The 14,282-nt window shown below is 44.8% G+C and carries 17 protein-coding genes; 9 read left to right on the top strand and 8 right to left on the bottom strand.

Features of this window, described 5'->3' with window-relative positions:
* Nucleotides 1–232 precede the first annotated feature (232 nt).
* Nucleotides 233–397 carry a hypothetical protein gene (locus VP504_RS18440; protein WP_325894887.1) on the bottom strand — a complete coding sequence of 55 codons (165 nt, stop codon included), beginning with the start codon at nt 395–397 and terminating at the stop codon, nt 233–235.
* Nucleotides 398–692: 295 nt separating this feature from the next.
* Here VP504_RS18440 and VP504_RS18435 point away from each other — a divergent pair, with 295 nt between their 5' ends.
* The 3 genes from VP504_RS18435 to VP504_RS18425 all read left to right on the top strand — a co-directional run bounded on the left by VP504_RS18435 (nt 693) and on the right by VP504_RS18425 (nt 3,787).
* Nucleotides 693–1,040, top strand: a complete 348-nt coding sequence (locus tag VP504_RS18435) for a hypothetical protein (RefSeq protein ID WP_325894886.1) — start codon at nt 693–695, stop codon at nt 1,038–1,040.
* 402 nt (nt 1,041–1,442) lie between these two features.
* On the top strand, nt 1,443–1,811 hold the full coding sequence (locus tag VP504_RS18430) for an NADH:ubiquinone oxidoreductase (protein ID WP_325894885.1): 369 nt from the start codon (nt 1,443–1,445) through the stop codon (nt 1,809–1,811).
* Nucleotides 1,812–2,119: 308 nt separating this feature from the next.
* Nucleotides 2,120–3,787, top strand: coding sequence for a GGDEF domain-containing protein (locus tag VP504_RS18425; protein ID WP_325894884.1), 1,668 nt, complete (start codon nt 2,120–2,122; stop codon nt 3,785–3,787).
* A 10-nt stretch (nt 3,788–3,797) separates the two neighbouring features.
* Here VP504_RS18425 and VP504_RS18420 read toward each other — a convergent pair whose 3' ends face one another.
* Both VP504_RS18420 and VP504_RS18415 read right to left on the bottom strand, forming a co-directional pair.
* On the bottom strand, nt 3,798–4,373 hold the full coding sequence (locus tag VP504_RS18420; protein WP_325894883.1) for a DUF6151 family protein: 576 nt from the start codon (nt 4,371–4,373) through the stop codon (nt 3,798–3,800).
* 45 nt (nt 4,374–4,418) lie between these two features.
* Nucleotides 4,419–5,573 (bottom strand): GNAT family N-acetyltransferase, encoded by a 1,155-nt coding sequence (locus VP504_RS18415; protein WP_325894882.1) that lies wholly within the window; start codon nt 5,571–5,573, stop codon nt 4,419–4,421.
* A 323-nt stretch (nt 5,574–5,896) separates the two neighbouring features.
* On the opposite strand from VP504_RS18415, the gene VP504_RS18410 reads away from it, so the two are divergent.
* Nucleotides 5,897–6,532, top strand: a complete 636-nt coding sequence (locus VP504_RS18410; protein WP_325894881.1) for a 2OG-Fe dioxygenase family protein — start codon at nt 5,897–5,899, stop codon at nt 6,530–6,532.
* Entirely contained in the window at nt 6,510–7,748 is a 1,239-nt protein-coding gene (locus VP504_RS18405) for a cysteine desulfurase-like protein (protein WP_325894880.1), read from the top strand. The genes VP504_RS18410 and VP504_RS18405 overlap by 23 nt, the downstream gene beginning before the upstream one ends.
* 413 nt (nt 7,749–8,161) lie before the next feature.
* On the opposite strand, the gene yqfB is transcribed toward VP504_RS18405, so the two are convergent.
* Nucleotides 8,162–8,482, bottom strand: coding sequence for a N(4)-acetylcytidine aminohydrolase (gene yqfB, locus VP504_RS18400; RefSeq protein ID WP_325894879.1), 321 nt, complete (start codon nt 8,480–8,482; stop codon nt 8,162–8,164).
* 129 nt (nt 8,483–8,611) lie between these two features.
* Here yqfB and VP504_RS18395 point away from each other — a divergent pair, with 129 nt between their 5' ends.
* A complete protein-coding gene (locus tag VP504_RS18395; RefSeq protein WP_325894878.1) occupies nt 8,612–9,160 on the top strand; it encodes a YbhB/YbcL family Raf kinase inhibitor-like protein in 549 nt (182 codons plus the stop codon).
* A 125-nt stretch (nt 9,161–9,285) separates the two neighbouring features.
* Here the strand turns inward: VP504_RS18395 and VP504_RS18390 are convergent, their stop codons facing one another.
* The 3 genes from VP504_RS18390 to VP504_RS18380 form a co-directional block, all read right to left on the bottom strand.
* Nucleotides 9,286–10,116: an AraC family transcriptional regulator gene (locus VP504_RS18390; RefSeq protein WP_325894877.1), complete on the bottom strand. Its 831-nt coding sequence runs from the start codon at nt 10,114–10,116 to the stop codon at nt 9,286–9,288.
* Between the two features lie 14 nt (nt 10,117–10,130).
* Nucleotides 10,131–10,724, bottom strand: a complete 594-nt coding sequence (locus tag VP504_RS18385) for a LysE family translocator (protein WP_325894876.1) — start codon at nt 10,722–10,724, stop codon at nt 10,131–10,133.
* Nucleotides 10,725–10,940: 216 nt separating this feature from the next.
* Nucleotides 10,941–11,105 carry a hypothetical protein gene (locus VP504_RS18380; RefSeq protein ID WP_325894875.1) on the bottom strand — a complete coding sequence of 55 codons (165 nt, stop codon included), beginning with the start codon at nt 11,103–11,105 and terminating at the stop codon, nt 10,941–10,943.
* A 484-nt stretch (nt 11,106–11,589) separates the two neighbouring features.
* On the opposite strand from VP504_RS18380, the gene VP504_RS18375 reads away from it, so the two are divergent.
* Nucleotides 11,590–12,807 carry a diguanylate cyclase gene (locus tag VP504_RS18375; RefSeq protein ID WP_325894874.1) on the top strand — a complete coding sequence of 406 codons (1,218 nt, stop codon included), beginning with the start codon at nt 11,590–11,592 and terminating at the stop codon, nt 12,805–12,807.
* On the opposite strand, the gene VP504_RS18370 is transcribed toward VP504_RS18375, so the two are convergent.
* Complete coding sequence (locus tag VP504_RS18370) at nt 12,770–13,297, bottom strand: ASCH domain-containing protein (protein ID WP_325894873.1); 528 nt, start codon at nt 13,295–13,297, stop codon at nt 12,770–12,772. The two genes, VP504_RS18375 and VP504_RS18370, sit on opposite strands and share 38 nt — an antisense overlap.
* A gap of 149 nt (nt 13,298–13,446) precedes the next feature.
* Between VP504_RS18370 and VP504_RS18365 the strand changes: the two genes are divergently transcribed.
* Together VP504_RS18365 and VP504_RS18360 are read left to right on the top strand one after the other, a co-directional pair.
* A complete protein-coding gene (locus VP504_RS18365) occupies nt 13,447–13,710 on the top strand; it encodes a DUF5062 family protein (protein ID WP_062713884.1) in 264 nt (87 codons plus the stop codon).
* 58 nt (nt 13,711–13,768) lie between these two features.
* Nucleotides 13,769–14,233: a DUF3429 domain-containing protein gene (locus VP504_RS18360; protein WP_325894872.1), complete on the top strand. Its 465-nt coding sequence runs from the start codon at nt 13,769–13,771 to the stop codon at nt 14,231–14,233.
* Nucleotides 14,234–14,282: the final 49 nt, after the last annotated feature.

Here is a 14,282-nt window from a genome sequence, read left to right as displayed (position 1 = left end):
CTTTTTATTCCCCCACGCTGACGTCGATTTTTGTTATCAATAAATCTGTCAGTTATTGTGTATTTTACAGGAAATCTGACTCAAAAATAGCACAATGATAGAGTGGTTGGTGTAATTGGAAGCTGTTTGGATATAAATCCGCCAAATGAAAGGAGTATGAAGCACGGAGGTTATGAGGGGGTTGCTTTCAGCCATGAGTAGCAGGTTTTAGGAGGTGAGGCTCCAGCATTGTTTATTCTTGTTTGGTGACGCAAACGCGGTGGCTACCAATATTGGTTTGCTGGCCCATATCCAAACAGGCATCGAGATAGGTAAAATTCTGATACTCCACGCCGAATATAAAAGCACCAATCACCATCACAACCACGATTATCCATCGGAAAATCTTTAATTTCATGTAAACTGCCCGCCCCTTGAATAAACAATGAATAGCGCAGACTAGAAAGCGTAGTTTAGGTTACAAGCTTATGTGGTGTTATTACCAGAACAATATTCTGAATAATGACGAGGGGACAGTGTTAGCAAGTTTTTGCTTAGACCCATATTCAAAAAAAGTAAAATAAAAACAGCAATTTATTTCGCTTTCCGCTGTGGCGACAATGAAATCAGCTTCTATACTCAAACTGTATGTACCCGATGTTGCTTTGTCATTCAGGTGCAACGGGTTTTCACATGGAATAAGAGAAATCACATTGAAAACGACAAAACGAATCCGCAAGTTTTTCCCTTTGGACTTCTATGGTGAAGATAGAGGTTGGCGGTTTGTTATCAGAGCATATGATGCCGCTGAAGTTTTCGATGCGCTAATGTGGCGATCCTACCTTTCTGTTCGCAGACAGGACTTCAATTTGCTGCATCTTGCCATTGAAACCTTCCAATATGTAAGTGACTACTCTGAAGGCCGTATTGCTGAGGTGGCTGGATCTCATGGTGCGTTAATGCGCGTAAAAATGTTGGGACCCGTGGTAGAAGTCAGTGCACTGAACCAAGCCTACCTAGACAAGAAACTGCTTGGAGAGAATTTTTCATCGGTCGCTTAACTCGCTCTTAGATACGAAAAGCCGGGTGCTCAATCCCGGCTTTTTTGTGCACAGTGCCCCGCCCTAAGTAAGGTTGTTTTGGGTATAGTACTTTCCATCCCAAAATTTGGTATTAAAAAGCCTGACAGTACAGTCGTGATTTACATAGGTCGCATATTTTAATACCTATTTCGTAACCAATTGTTTCTAAGGGTAACAAAATAACAAATTTTTTACCTGACTTCTCATCTCTAAGTGATGGAAATATAGCCACATTACTATTCATAACTAACTGATTAATCGCTTTGTGTTACGAGAATGTAATATTTTTGGGTTTCGCACTTTATAAAAAAATATGTAAAAATGGCCACATCCGAGCAAAATGTGCTCAATCTTTTATTAACCTTGCTTATTGGAGTAGAAATGGGCTTTTCCGCGGTTATTTTTCTTTCAGTTGTTGGTGGTATTCTGGCGGGCGATCACTTCCATTCATTCATGGTAGGTTTCTCGTTGGCAACGATTGCTGTTGGATGTTGTTATTGGCTGAGCTTTCGCCATACAAAATACCCTCAATTTGCTCTTCTGCTACTTATCTCAGGATTTGCGGTTAAGCTTGGTATCACAGTGTTTGGTGTTGTGTGGAGTTTAGAGCGTGAACTCATTACTTCACCATTCGTTTTTGCAATGTCATACCTTTTCTTTTCGCTTGTGGCGACGTACGGCTACTTCAAGTACAGAGAATTTTGGAACAGCCGGATAGAAGCGGTTAAAGCGAAACTGCAAACCGTCTGATTTACGGAAAATTGTTAAAAAGGCAGCTTAGACTGCCTTTTTCTTTTTGTGGACTAGAACCGTAGAAGTACTTTTGATACAGATGTAGGTTAAACAGCACGCCAGATTCACAATTCAGTGATGCAATGATCTGTATACCCAAACATCCTGAAGATGCTCGCATTCAGAGGTCATCAAGGCGTTCAATTCGAGGCAAATTTCGCGAGGAAAAGTCGCTCTATTTCCGTGGAATTTAACGAAGCAGTGGGCACATTGAGAGCCTCCCTTCGGGCTGACGTCGTGCTCTTTGTTGTTCCTTTTTGATAGAAATGAGTACACCAGCAAAGAAACGCCGCGATCACAACGCCAGTCAATCTCGCAGAATCCTTCATCTTCAGGGCGTTTGGGTATATACCGCTACATTGTCTAAGCTAGAAGACAGGTGGTTTTCATTTCGGGCACCTTGCCTCATGACTTTCCGGAAGTTAAACATTGTTTTGGCCGCGTTGACGCTCTCTGTCGGCGCGATTTTAGTATTCCACAACGTTCGTCAGGCAGAATATGTCCGCCAGATGAACGAATCATGGAATCAGGCTTCTGTTCAAACGATGCAGGTTGCGCTTGATCTGGCTGCTCTGGAACGATCTTTCGGTTACGTTGGGTTTATCCACCACTTCAAGAATTATGTTTTACGTCGCGACGAAACGTATTATCACGATGCCACAGAAAGCTATTGGAAGACGGTGGATGCGCTACGCCGTTTGATGATGTCTGATTTGCCCGAACGAGATCGGGTTGACTTACTGGTTGTTCAGAAAACGCTGAACGCATACTTTCATAAACTCAACGAGCTCTACCTAAACCGTGCAGACCTCACGGTCGAGGTTGCTGATAATTTTTTGGCAGTTGATGATACTCCAGCGCGTGAAGCCCTAGTAAGATTGCGTGCTGACCTTATCCCGAATCTACAGAATCAATACGACACAACCGCTGCGAATAATCAGACTAATGAGTTCTGGGCCCTACTGAGCAGCAGCTACCCCTTGATTGTTATCCTGGTGTTTGCCTTTACTATTTCATTGATTAGCCGAAAGGTTCTGATGCGTGCGAAAGAGATAGACACCATTTTTGATTCGTCACCAGATGCTTTTATCTACTCAAACGCGAAAGGAAAAATCCTCAGAGCCAACAAAATGGCGACGAAGATTTTTGGTTACAGTGAAGAAGAGTTGAGAAAGATGAAAATCGAGGAGCTAGTAGACTCATCAATCCTTGAAAACCATAGAAAGATCAGGGAGAGGCTCATTAGTGATAAAAGCACTGGCGTATTGGGAGAGGGGAACGCGGAAATAAGAGGGATGACAAAGTCAGGTCAGCAAGTGCCGTTAAACGTAGCTATCTCCGCTTTCGTATTCGGTCGCCATAAAGGCATCATTGCCATTGCTAGAGACATGACCACGTTTAAAAGAATGGAAATAGATTCTACTTATGATGCTTTGACTGGAGTATTTAACCACCGGAACATTGAAGCGAAATTGGATGACGAGTTAAAACGAGCGAAACGCTATGGTCGTGTGCTTTCAATCCTGCTGGTGGATTTGGATAACGTTAAAGGACTCAATGATTCTGAGGGGCACAGTGCAGGTGATAGGGGATTGGCTGCAGCTTCCGAACATCTCCGTATTCAATTAAGAAAACACGACCATGTAGGACGTTGGGGAGGCGATGAGTTTCTCGTTGTTTGTCCGGAACTCGGTCAGCTTGATGCGTCAGAAATTGCTGATCGAATTCGTCGCCGCTTTGAAGATATTCAATTCCCTTGGAGTAGCAAATTTACCATGAGTATTGGTATCGCCACACTAGGGCCAAACTCGGCTGCAATGACAACCCAAAACCTTTTCGATGAGGCGGATCAGGCGTTATATGTCGCTAAAGAACGTGGGCGAAACCGTGTGGAACATTTTGCTGAGCTACAACGTCCGAAACGCATCAAATAGAAGTCTGGTTTTAATCCCTGTTCACGGATTCATCGGGGGCAACGACAGATTTCCCGTCTTCTCTGAAAAACGGCGTAGGTACGTTGGTACCCCTAATCTTGTTTTTCAACATAAACCTCATCACAGCGAACAAAGATTTCATTGAGAATTTCGGATGTGGTTTAGTTGGCGGTGTACCTTTTGCGAAAGTTCCCATGACGTAGCACTTCACCGGTCCTAATGCCTGCTCTTTATCAATGCCATGAATGACAGCAGTAGGAATACCGACAAAAGGATATTTCCGGCTAATGGTATTAGCGATAGGTGAGCGGCAACATGCTGTATAGAATCGGTAGATACCACCAGATTTCATTCGCACGCAACGGAGTTGGTCAGCGCCTTTATGGATCTCGATATCGGCTGGAGCGAGCTGAAATATATCGGTCCCGCCCCATTTATCTAGCCATTTCTCTTCATTGCCGACATGCTTTGCAAAGCCTTGGCAGTCATCGCAGTAGCAGACCATGTGATTACCAGATTGAGGTGATACGTGCTTTAACCTGCCTTCAAGGGCACCACATTCACAGCGCAAAGTCAGTTGGGTCATAAGAATCCCTCATGTCGTTACTCTTTTATTTAAGCATCATCTAGCTCACTGTGAGTCTGAGATTTGTTTGAAAGGCAGATGGGCCAGCGCATCTTCGTAGTAACCCTGAATCAATCCGTGTTCTCGTTGCAGATAATCTCCGATTGCTTGATGAAAGCCCTGATGGCGCAAGTGATGAAGAGAATAGGTAATGGCAGGCTCAAACCCACGCAACAGCTTGTGTTCTCCCTGTGCGCCTGCATCGAAACGGGCTATCTGATTGGCAATGCAATATTCGATGCCTTGGTAATAGCAAAGCTCAAAGTGAAGGTTTTCAAACTCCGATAGACATCCCCAATAACGCCCATAAAGTGTGTCTTGAGAGCGAAAATACAATGAGCCACCAACACGTTCGCCATCGACCAAAGCAAACACCAATATTAATGCGTCGGGTATTGCCATCATCAATTGCTCAAAGAAGTCCTGGTTCAGGTAGCCTGTGTGGCCTGAGCGCTTGAGATAAGTACGTTCGTAGAATTGATAGAATCTACTTAGCTGTTCTGCTGTTACCTCATGTCCCTCAACAACTTCCACTGAGACGCCTTGATCGACAATACTTTTTCGCTCTTTGCGGATGTTCTTGCGTTTTCGGGAAGTGAGGACATTCAGAAAGTCATCAAACGTTCTGTAGTCGCGGTTGAACCAGTGGAATTGGACAGCGCGCCGTTCGAGAAAGCTGCCCGCGTGGCGTTCTTCAATCAAGGTTTTTGGCGGGAAAAGAATGTGAATACCCGAACATTCGAGTTTTTCGGCGAGTGAATGCATAGCTCCCATTAGGTATCGACGAATTTCCACGTCATCTTCACCCTGTGAAACTAAAAGGCGTGGGCCTGATGCCGGAGTAAACGGCACGGCACAGATAACCTTAGGGTAGTATTCCAAGCCGGCATCTTCATAAGCTTCGGCCCACGACCAGTCGAAGACATATTCACCATAAGGGTGAGTTTTGAGGTAACAAGGTGCCGCACCAATCAGTTCATCGCCGCGGAAAACACCAATATATTGGGCGTACCAGCCGCTTTTTCCACTAATGGTTTTACTGGTTTCAAACGTATTCAGAAAGGCATAGCGAAGAAAAGGGTAATCGTCAGCGAGCAGCGCATCCCAGGCTTTTTCACCAAACTCTTCAATGTGGGCTACAACCCGGCATTCCAATGTCATGGATTCTCTTACTTCCCTTTTTGTTTGGGGATCAATAGTGACTGACACCAATGAAAGATCAACCCACACACATTAGGTGATTATGACACACACAGACACAGTCTTTATTCACTATGGACGATCTAGATCACGGAGATTAATTCTACGCTGTTCATTAAATGCAATCAGATATTCTAAATTCTAAAAGTGGCGAGATTTAATACTGAAATATCAAACTTTATTTGGTTTTTGCTATTGATGAAAATGAAAAAATTGGCATAAGATTCTTTTAACAATCTAGTAACAGATTGGGTTTTGTCAGACCAATCCACAAGGAATGAGATATGCAAAACAAGTTTCTGATTGAAGCCTTCCAAACACCCGAAAATGTCGCTTCGACCTTGCTCCCTTACTTCGGTAAGCTACGCAAAGACCCTTATGTCGATAGCGATATCCGTTTCCGAAGCTACGCCCGATTTTCGCTTTCAGAAAAAGGCAATATTATTCGGCTACCCCACACATCATTTATGCAATCTTCTGAAGTTAACCGTGTGGTGGGTGATATTGAGCGTCATTTTGAACCCATGTCTGATGACATGATTGACCAGCCCGAGTTCCAGCACTTGTTGAAATCTTTTGCCAGTGCGACAGGACTTGAGCATACAGGCGCAAATATCGATGTACACCAGATCCGTGTGACCTGTTCAGCCAATGACACCAGTGCACCAGCTCCGGAAGGGATCCATCAGGACGGTTTCCGTTTCGTCGGAATTTTCTGTGTGCAACGCCGAAATATCGCGGGCGGTTTCACCCAGATTTTCTCATCACCTGTGGATCAGCATCCACATCTGAATACGGTATTGGAAGCAAACCAATTCATCATTCTCGATGACCAGCGCTACTATCACCACATATCTGAAACGCTATCGAGCAATCAAGGCGAGGAGGGAGTACGCGATGTCTTCGTATTCACCGCTTAACCGTGGCAATGTCATCGAGCTAAGGGCGCAATTTCCAGCGTTGCAGCGAGAAGTCAAAGGGATCACCCCAGTTTACCTGGATGGCCCCGGCGGTACTCAGATGCCCGATTCAGTCATCGATGCGTTCAGTGCATACCTGAAAGGCGGCAACTCAAATCTGGGCGGAAAATTCCCGGTTAGTCAGGAAACGGTGGATTTGGTCACACAAGCCAGGGAAAGCGCCGCGGCTTTGCTGGGGTCAGCACCAAATGAAGTCTTCTTCGGGGCGAACATGACGTCAGTGACGTTCAGTTTTAGCCGCGCATTGAGCCAGCAATGGGAGGAAGGCGATGAAGTGATCGTGTCTGTCGCGGATCATGGAGCCAACCGATCAAGCTGGATCATGGCAGCCAAAGATCGTGGTGTCACTGTTCACTACCTGCCAATCAAAGATTCTTCTGGCACCTTGGATTTGGATGTACTGGACACCCTGCTTAGCAAGAAAACCAGGCTGGTGGCTGTGACTGCTGCAAGCAATATCACTGGAACAATCACTGATCTTGAAGCGGTCATTGCAAAAAGCCACGCCGTCGGTGCAAAAGTGTTTATAGACGCAGTGCATTTGTTGCCTCACCAATTGGTGGACGTAAGAGCACTGGATGTTGATTTCCTGGTAGGTTCAGCATACAAGTTTTATGGCCCTCACCTTGGGTTCCTTTATGGAAAATTCGACCTACTTTCGGCAGTCACGCCATACAAAGTAGAGCCCGCTCCTAGCTTCGCACCCAGTTGCTTTGAAACGGGAACGTTGAATTTTGAAGCGTTAAGCGCTTTTGTAGCTGCTGTGGAATATCTCGCATCGTTGGGAGAAGGTGAGAGCCTTCGTGAAAGGTTGGCAAGTGGTTATGTAAACCTTCACCACTATGAGGCGTCGCTCTCTGGTTACTTTCTGGAAAAACTCAAAGAAGTGAGGGCAGCAGAGCTTTATGGTGTGGATGGTATAGAAGGTCGTACCGCCACCTTTGCCTTGCGTTTTGGAAGCCGCGATCCTACGGTGATTGCAGAAGCCTTGGGTCAGCAGCAGATTTATGTCTGGAGCGGTCATCTATACGCAGACAAACTGACTGATGCTTTTGGTGTCACAGAGAAAGGCGGTATTCTGCGCGTTGGCTTGATGCACTACAACACCTTCGAGGAAATCGACCGATTCTTTGATGCATTAAATGCCTTCCTGTAACAGATATATACCCAAACGACCTGAAGATACTCGCATTCAGAGGTCATCAATGCGTTCAATTCGAGGCAAATTTCACGAGGAATAGTCGTTCTATTTCCGTGGGATTTAACGAAGAAGTGGGCACATTGAAGGCCTCCCTTCGGGCGAGTTGACAGACGCCGTGCTCTTTGTGGTTCATTTTTGATGGAGATGACGACACCTGCAAAGGAACGCCGCGATCACAACGCCAGTCAATCTCGCTGAATCCTGCATCTTCAGGTTGTTTGGGTATACACCCCAAAATGAACCCTAAGCGTTTTATGCTTTGTTGAGGGGTATTTGCCTAGAATGACAAGGCAAATACACCTCGCCGCGCCTACAACGCTTATGGCTTGAACAAAATTCAACTACCAAGGGTCAACAGTCCCTGGGGCCTATGCGACTAGCGTGTAAGTGATAACAAAGAAATCTTCATCGTTAGGGTAGATTTCGCGGATTAGCGGTTTTAGTTCTTCCAGTGGAATAAATTCCTGTGCGGCATGCATTTCATTGATATCGTCGAAGCTAATCTTTTCCACTGACACAATATCGATCTGGCAAACATACTCGTCCTTCTCCAACGTATGAACATCAACACGCGTGCCTGGAACATAGTGACTTTCTGATTCATCGCGAATGGTGATGGTTTTCTTGCCTGATGCGACTAAAGGCGTCAGCCACTCAAAGAAAGTGATTTTTGTTTGAGCCTGTTTCACGGTGATACCTGTGTTTTGGGGACAACTGAACGCGGAGTATATTCGTGTTTTCGCTTCTCACAAAGAAAACATTGGCAGACGCCATATCCAGCAATACTTTGATTCCATCATGCTAGAAAGGACAAGACAATGGATCCCAAGATTATTGCGCTTTTCTCGCTGATCACTGCAGTGAATGGGTCAGCTATGACGTTAACCAGCCCTCAAGTCACGGAAGGAGAAACCCTTAAAAAAGGGCAAATCTTCGATGGCTGGGGGTGCAAAGGTAACAACCATTCACCTGAGCTTAAATGGATGGACCCACCAGAAGGTACCAAAAGCTATGCTGTCACTATGTATGATCCAGACGCACCGACAGGTAGTGGTTGGTGGCATTGGGTCATGATAAACATCCCCAATGATGTGCAGTACTTAAAATTGAATGCTGGGGAAAAAGGCGGTGGGCAAATGCCTAAAGGGGCTCAAATGCAGCGAAATGATTTTGGTTTTGTTGGCTTCGGCGGTGCATGCCCTCCGCCAAACGCGTCAAAGCATAATTACCAAATTACGGTCTATGCATTGGATGTAGAAACTCTGGGTGTTTCTGCAGATGGCTCCCCTGCGCTGGCAGGATATAACATTCTTCAACACCGCATAGGAGAAGCACAATTGATCGCGCCAACGAATGTCAGAGATTGAAATCTCCCCAAGGTTTGGGTGCAACACCTGTCAGGGTTAACAACAAGTTAGAAGATGACGATGTGCACATTCGCCAGAGCTCAGTTGAAAAACGGTTTGCGATGCATGCTTACGGATTCGACTGATCAGTTGCTGATAAAATGGGACTGGTAGTATTTCGGCGTCACTGCCAGTTTCTTTTTGAAGTGGCGCTGAAAATGCGCCTGATCGGAAAAGCCGAGTTCGAAAGCCACTGCTGAAATTTCTTTGCCTTCACGAAGCAGTATTTTCGCACGTTTGATTTTCTCATCCATCATGTAAGCGTGAGGTGGTAGGCCAAAACGCTGTCTGAATGCACGAATTAATTGATAGCGGCTCATTCCAGCTTCTTCTGCCAAGTTGTCGAGCTGATGGATCTCGGTGAGCTCATCCAGCATTTTTTCCCTGACTCGCAGGACATCCCCCTCACGTTGAGTTTTCTCTGTGCTCAACTCGTGCTGCCAAAAACTGGATTCAATAAAGTCGTAAAACGCCACCTGCGCCTTTAGTGGACTGTTGTCATCTATCAATGCTTTTAACAAAGCCAGAAAACGGGTTTGAATGAGCGGATTGTGCTCCAAATCGTTCTTGAAAGGTGTGTAGTCCTGACTGTAACCACGGTGTGTATGTTGAAGGATGTCCCGTTGGATTTCGCCCATTTTTAAAGTATCGACAAACAACATGCTGTAAGACCAGGTGTTGCCCTTTGGATTGCAGGAATGTACATCAGCGGGATTAATGGTGACGATATCGCCGACGCGAACATCGTTCACGCGATGCCGGTTTTTATAATCAGAATGGCCTTGCTCAATAATGCCGAATGAAAACTCATCGTGGGAGTGGGCTTCATAACATGCACGGCTTTGATTGGCGACGCGCATTTCCACCCAAGGCAACAGCGTGCTTTGTTTGAACTGCGTGGTGGAGTCTCTTTTCATTGCTCGTTCCCTAACTAAGTCCATATAGCAGCGACAGACAATGCTAAGACAATCGCCATCACTCTATTAAACTTGCGTTGGTGATCAGGGTTTTCAAGGTTATTGGATAAAATATGTCCAAGTACCGCCCAGAGGCCGATGCTAATCAAGCATGCCAGCAACGAAACGAAGGTAAACATGCTCAGCCAATACACTTCGTTCTCACGACCCACCACATAAATGCTAACGCCGGACAGGGCATATAACCACGCTTTTGGATTGAGGAGCTGGGCGATGGAACCCGTCCACCAACCTGATTGTGTCTGGCCGTTTCTCTCGATGGAAGAAATAGGTGCAGTGAAAATTTTGTAGGCAAGATACAAAAGAAATGCGCTGCCTAGGATCTGCATGGTGGTTTCCAACGAAGGTATTAACGCGAGCAAACTTTGCATCACACCACCACATAGAATCACCACTAAGGCATACGCTAATGAAGCGGCTATAACTTGCTTAATGGCTTCTTTAAGTCCTTGGGTTATAGCGGTGCTGGTGGCGAGAATGTTAACCGGGCCGGGCGTTACTGCGCCTACAAAGGCAAAGGTGGTCATTGCCAGAATTAGACTGTTCATTACTTTCTCCTTTCCAATAAAGAATAAGTTAGCAAAGCATCAGAGTAAGTTATTGAACGATATTGCGGTAATAGCATTAAGTGTGAATGGTCTGCGAATACTTGTCAGTGAAGTTCCTGAAAGTGGAGATATCAAAATTACTGCTGAGCGCGATAGGTTTATTAGCGTGCTTCTAACGGAACAAGGGTTGTCAGGTTATTCACCTTTTTGCTGATTTTAGTCTTTGGTCTCAGATGAAGTGGCGGCACAGAAAGATTTGTCTTTATCAAGCTCAGAAGAATTGCAACAGCTACTCTTGATAGGCTTACGGGAAAAAACTACACCTATCGCCAGTAACACGATACACGCCAGAAATATAATCATGGTAAGACCGAGTGTCATACCAACATCCTCTAACTTTAAATGGGTATACTTATCAGGGGCTTTCAACGATTTTGTTATTAGCCAGTTATTATCACTTTTGAATAAATGAATTGTCCATTCATATAAACATAAATATTGGATGTTCCTCCGCTTTTCGATGTAAGAAATCAATACAAAAAGTCTCGTATTTAATACTGCTAAATCAGATTTTTTTACGGTATTAAAGTGCTCTTCAAATTGTAGGTTTGGAGAGCTGAATCTGTCACCTAAATCACTAATCCAATCTAGAATTGGTGTTAAATTATTGTTTTATGTAACCTTATCATCTATTTATGTGATATAAAATAAAACGAAGTGCAATTAATTGATTATATTTTTAACGATGATGAAGAGAGGTTTAGATAAGAGATCTATATCAACGTAGTAACAAAATTTGATAACAATGTATAAATAGTTAGCTATTGTATAAATAAGTTAACATGAGGAAATTAAGGGTTAACCCTTGAGCAAGAAAATCTTGGTGGTGGAAGACAGCCGCGCTTTCCGAAATTACTTGAACCAAATTTTAACGCAAGCGGACTATGAAGTACTTCTGGCGGCTAGCTATGAAGAGGCTGAGCACATTTTATCTTCAAAGCCGGAGTTGCTGTGTGCAGTATTAGACTTCTGTCTGCCGGATGCGCAGGACGGTGAAATCATCGATTTATTGTTGCGTCAAAAAGAAAAAGTGATCGTTCTGACGGCGATGTTCCAAGAAGATATACGCGAGAAAATGTTAGCTAAAGGGGTACTTGATTATATCCTGAAAGACAGCATGGTATCAGTTTCTTATCTTCTACCGCTTATTAAACGCCTAACCAACAACCAATACCATAAATGCTTGGTGGTGGACGACTCTAAGACAGTTCGTCGCCACGTTGTACAACTGCTAGAACATCAATATATCCGAACATTACAGGCAGAAAACGGTCAGGAAGCCATAGAGATAATTGAAAAAAATCCTGACATCACGCTTGTGCTGACAGATCACGATATGCCGGTGAAAGACGGTATTACCATGATTCATGAATTGCGCCAGAAGATAGATAAGAACCAACTAGCGATTCTTGGTATCTCCGGCAGTGATGCCAATACGATATCTGCCCGTTTCTTGAAAGCCGGTGCTAATGATTTTCTGAATAAGCCCTTTAATCAGGAAGAGTTCTATTGCCGGGTTCACCAAATTCTGGAGATGAAAGAGGCCAGCACTGAATTGTTTCGTATGGCGAACCAGGATGCGCTTACCGGCCTGTGGAACCGTCGCTTTTTGTTCGGCGATGCCTGTGGCGGTGCCGAGAGAAAGCGGAACATTGCTATGTTGGATATCGACTTCTTTAAAAAGGTAAATGACAACTACGGGCATGATGTGGGCGATGCGACCATTGTGATGGTGGCGAACATCCTTAAAATCTACTTCCCGAATGATGTTGTTGCACGCTTTGGAGGAGAAGAGTTTTGTATCAAAGCTGATGGAAGTTATGAAGACTTTGTTACTTGCCTTGAAAAGATGCGCCAGCGCGTGGAAAGAACGCCAATTCCGCACCAAGAACAGACCATACAAGTGACCATTAGTATCGGTGTATCAAATATTGAAGGTAATCTGGATCAGCAAATCAAAATCGCAGACGATCGCTTGTATGAAGCTAAAGGGAATGGCCGCAACCAGACGGTTTACCAATAGTGGGTTGTACCGGACAGTTTTGCTCAGCGTCATAAACCACCTCAAACCTCTCAAGTACCAAAAGCATATCCTCTTTCATTTCTACGCCCAGTTCTTCGCATTCTTTGCTGAAAAAGTTCCAGTGGGCTTTGCGCCACCATTCATAGCTTTTGTCCCCTTCACCTTCTGATGCCGCGAACTCAGGAGTCACTTTGTTAAACGGGCAATGTGATACATCGGTGATTTCGATAATGCAGTGAGGGTCGCCATGCCAGTCGGTGACCACATGCAAATGTCCAACCTGAGGATGCTCTTCTCCTTCTTGACTGTACCAAAGCTCCATACTGCAACTTGCTCTTTTTTCGCCTTTTTTAATCAGTTGCGCACAGACATTGGCGTTATATTCGTCAGCGCAGAAATAGTCCGCAGTAAAGCTGGTGTAGCTGGCCCGTTTTTCTGGGGAAAGAGTGGCTAGAAATGTGTTGAGATAGTCTTGAGATCGTGCATCCATGGTATGTCTATTATGCTTATCGGAGGGGCCTATATTTTGACATCAGTGCTTTGAATAGTCATGACTTTATTGGCTTTCTCTTGGATATGGTCACATCGAGTTTCTTTCTGCTCTGCTATGCTGGCGAAAACAACAACTGGGGTAACACCATGAAAAAAATAAAGCATGAGGCACAATTGCTAAAAAAGGCGCTTCAGATTGGTGAGCAATATGCAGCAAAACGTGGTTTTGCGACCTTCGATGAAGGGACATCCAATAAAGTGAAAATAGAGTGTATCTACAGGTTGTTAGTAGAAGACAAAGTCTTGACCCCTCTGGCAACAGACAAAGAGGATGGTCCTAACATGAAGCACAAGCTAGTGCTCTGGATTCATAAACAGCTTCCTGACAACCATCCTTTGCTTCAAGACTGATCGGTTTACCCCTCATGATGTGGAGCGGGAAGCATGAGATAGAAATAGTGAGCCAATTATGAAGAAAACAGCGTTGATATACGGTGCATTGGGACTGATCCCGTTTATCGCTTTCGGTATTCTACTTCCACTCTGGCCAGACGCCTGGCAGCAAGGTTTGGTGTATGCCTTCAACAGCTACAGTGCGATGATTCTGGCGTTTCTCTCGGGTGCGGTGTGGGGCATGACGATCAGTGGGGCAAGGTCAGACAAACCTAATAATGGTTTAACAGTAGGAATTGTATTTTCTCTGGTAGCGGTCGCAGCATTGCTCATGCCAATGCCATATTCCTTCTACCTGTTGATTGTTTCCTTTGCGGTATTGTTCATTCTTGAAGTGGTGCTGATGTTCAAGGGTATTTATCCCTTCTGGTATACCATGATGCGTGCGATGTTAACCGCAGTGGTTATAGTCTGCCACCTATTCTTGTTGTACTGGCTGAATGACTTCATTGCGATTTCGGCGCCCATGGAGCAGGTATAACAATTATTTTTGTAACGCCCCAAAAGATAAAAGCGCCAGAGGGCGCTTT

This window comes from Grimontia sp. NTOU-MAR1, from assembly GCF_035758505.1.
Classification (GTDB): Bacteria; Pseudomonadota; Gammaproteobacteria; order Enterobacterales; family Vibrionaceae; genus Enterovibrio; species Enterovibrio marinus.
Note: the sequence above shows the minus strand (reverse complement) of the source record. Positions and strands in the feature narration are given on the sequence as shown.

Excerpts from the sequence above, each read along its gene's own strand:
- VP504_RS18440 (WP_325894887.1), bottom strand. The coding sequence starts at position 397 with ATGAAATTAAAGATTTTCCGATGGATAATCGTGGTTGTGATGGTGATT.
- VP504_RS18430 (WP_325894885.1), top strand. The coding sequence starts at position 1,443 with ATGGGCTTTTCCGCGGTTATTTTTCTTTCAGTTGTTGGTGGTATTCTG.
- VP504_RS18425 (WP_325894884.1), top strand. The coding sequence starts at position 2,120 with ATGAGTACACCAGCAAAGAAACGCCGCGATCACAACGCCAGTCAATCT.
- VP504_RS18420 (WP_325894883.1), bottom strand. The coding sequence starts at position 4,373 with ATGACCCAACTGACTTTGCGCTGTGAATGTGGTGCCCTTGAAGGCAGG.
- VP504_RS18415 (WP_325894882.1), bottom strand. The coding sequence starts at position 5,573 with ATGACATTGGAATGCCGGGTTGTAGCCCACATTGAAGAGTTTGGTGAA.
- VP504_RS18410 (WP_325894881.1), top strand. The coding sequence starts at position 5,897 with ATGCAAAACAAGTTTCTGATTGAAGCCTTCCAAACACCCGAAAATGTC.
- VP504_RS18405 (WP_325894880.1), top strand. The coding sequence starts at position 6,510 with ATGTCTTCGTATTCACCGCTTAACCGTGGCAATGTCATCGAGCTAAGG.
- VP504_RS18395 (WP_325894878.1), top strand. The coding sequence starts at position 8,612 with ATGGATCCCAAGATTATTGCGCTTTTCTCGCTGATCACTGCAGTGAAT.
- VP504_RS18390 (WP_325894877.1), bottom strand. The coding sequence starts at position 10,116 with ATGAAAAGAGACTCCACCACGCAGTTCAAACAAAGCACGCTGTTGCCT.
- VP504_RS18385 (WP_325894876.1), bottom strand. The coding sequence starts at position 10,724 with ATGAACAGTCTAATTCTGGCAATGACCACCTTTGCCTTTGTAGGCGCA.
- VP504_RS18380 (WP_325894875.1), bottom strand. The coding sequence starts at position 11,105 with ATGACACTCGGTCTTACCATGATTATATTTCTGGCGTGTATCGTGTTA.
- VP504_RS18370 (WP_325894873.1), bottom strand. The coding sequence starts at position 13,297 with ATGGATGCACGATCTCAAGACTATCTCAACACATTTCTAGCCACTCTT.
- VP504_RS18365 (WP_062713884.1), top strand. The coding sequence starts at position 13,447 with ATGAAAAAAATAAAGCATGAGGCACAATTGCTAAAAAAGGCGCTTCAG.
- VP504_RS18360 (WP_325894872.1), top strand. The coding sequence starts at position 13,769 with ATGAAGAAAACAGCGTTGATATACGGTGCATTGGGACTGATCCCGTTT.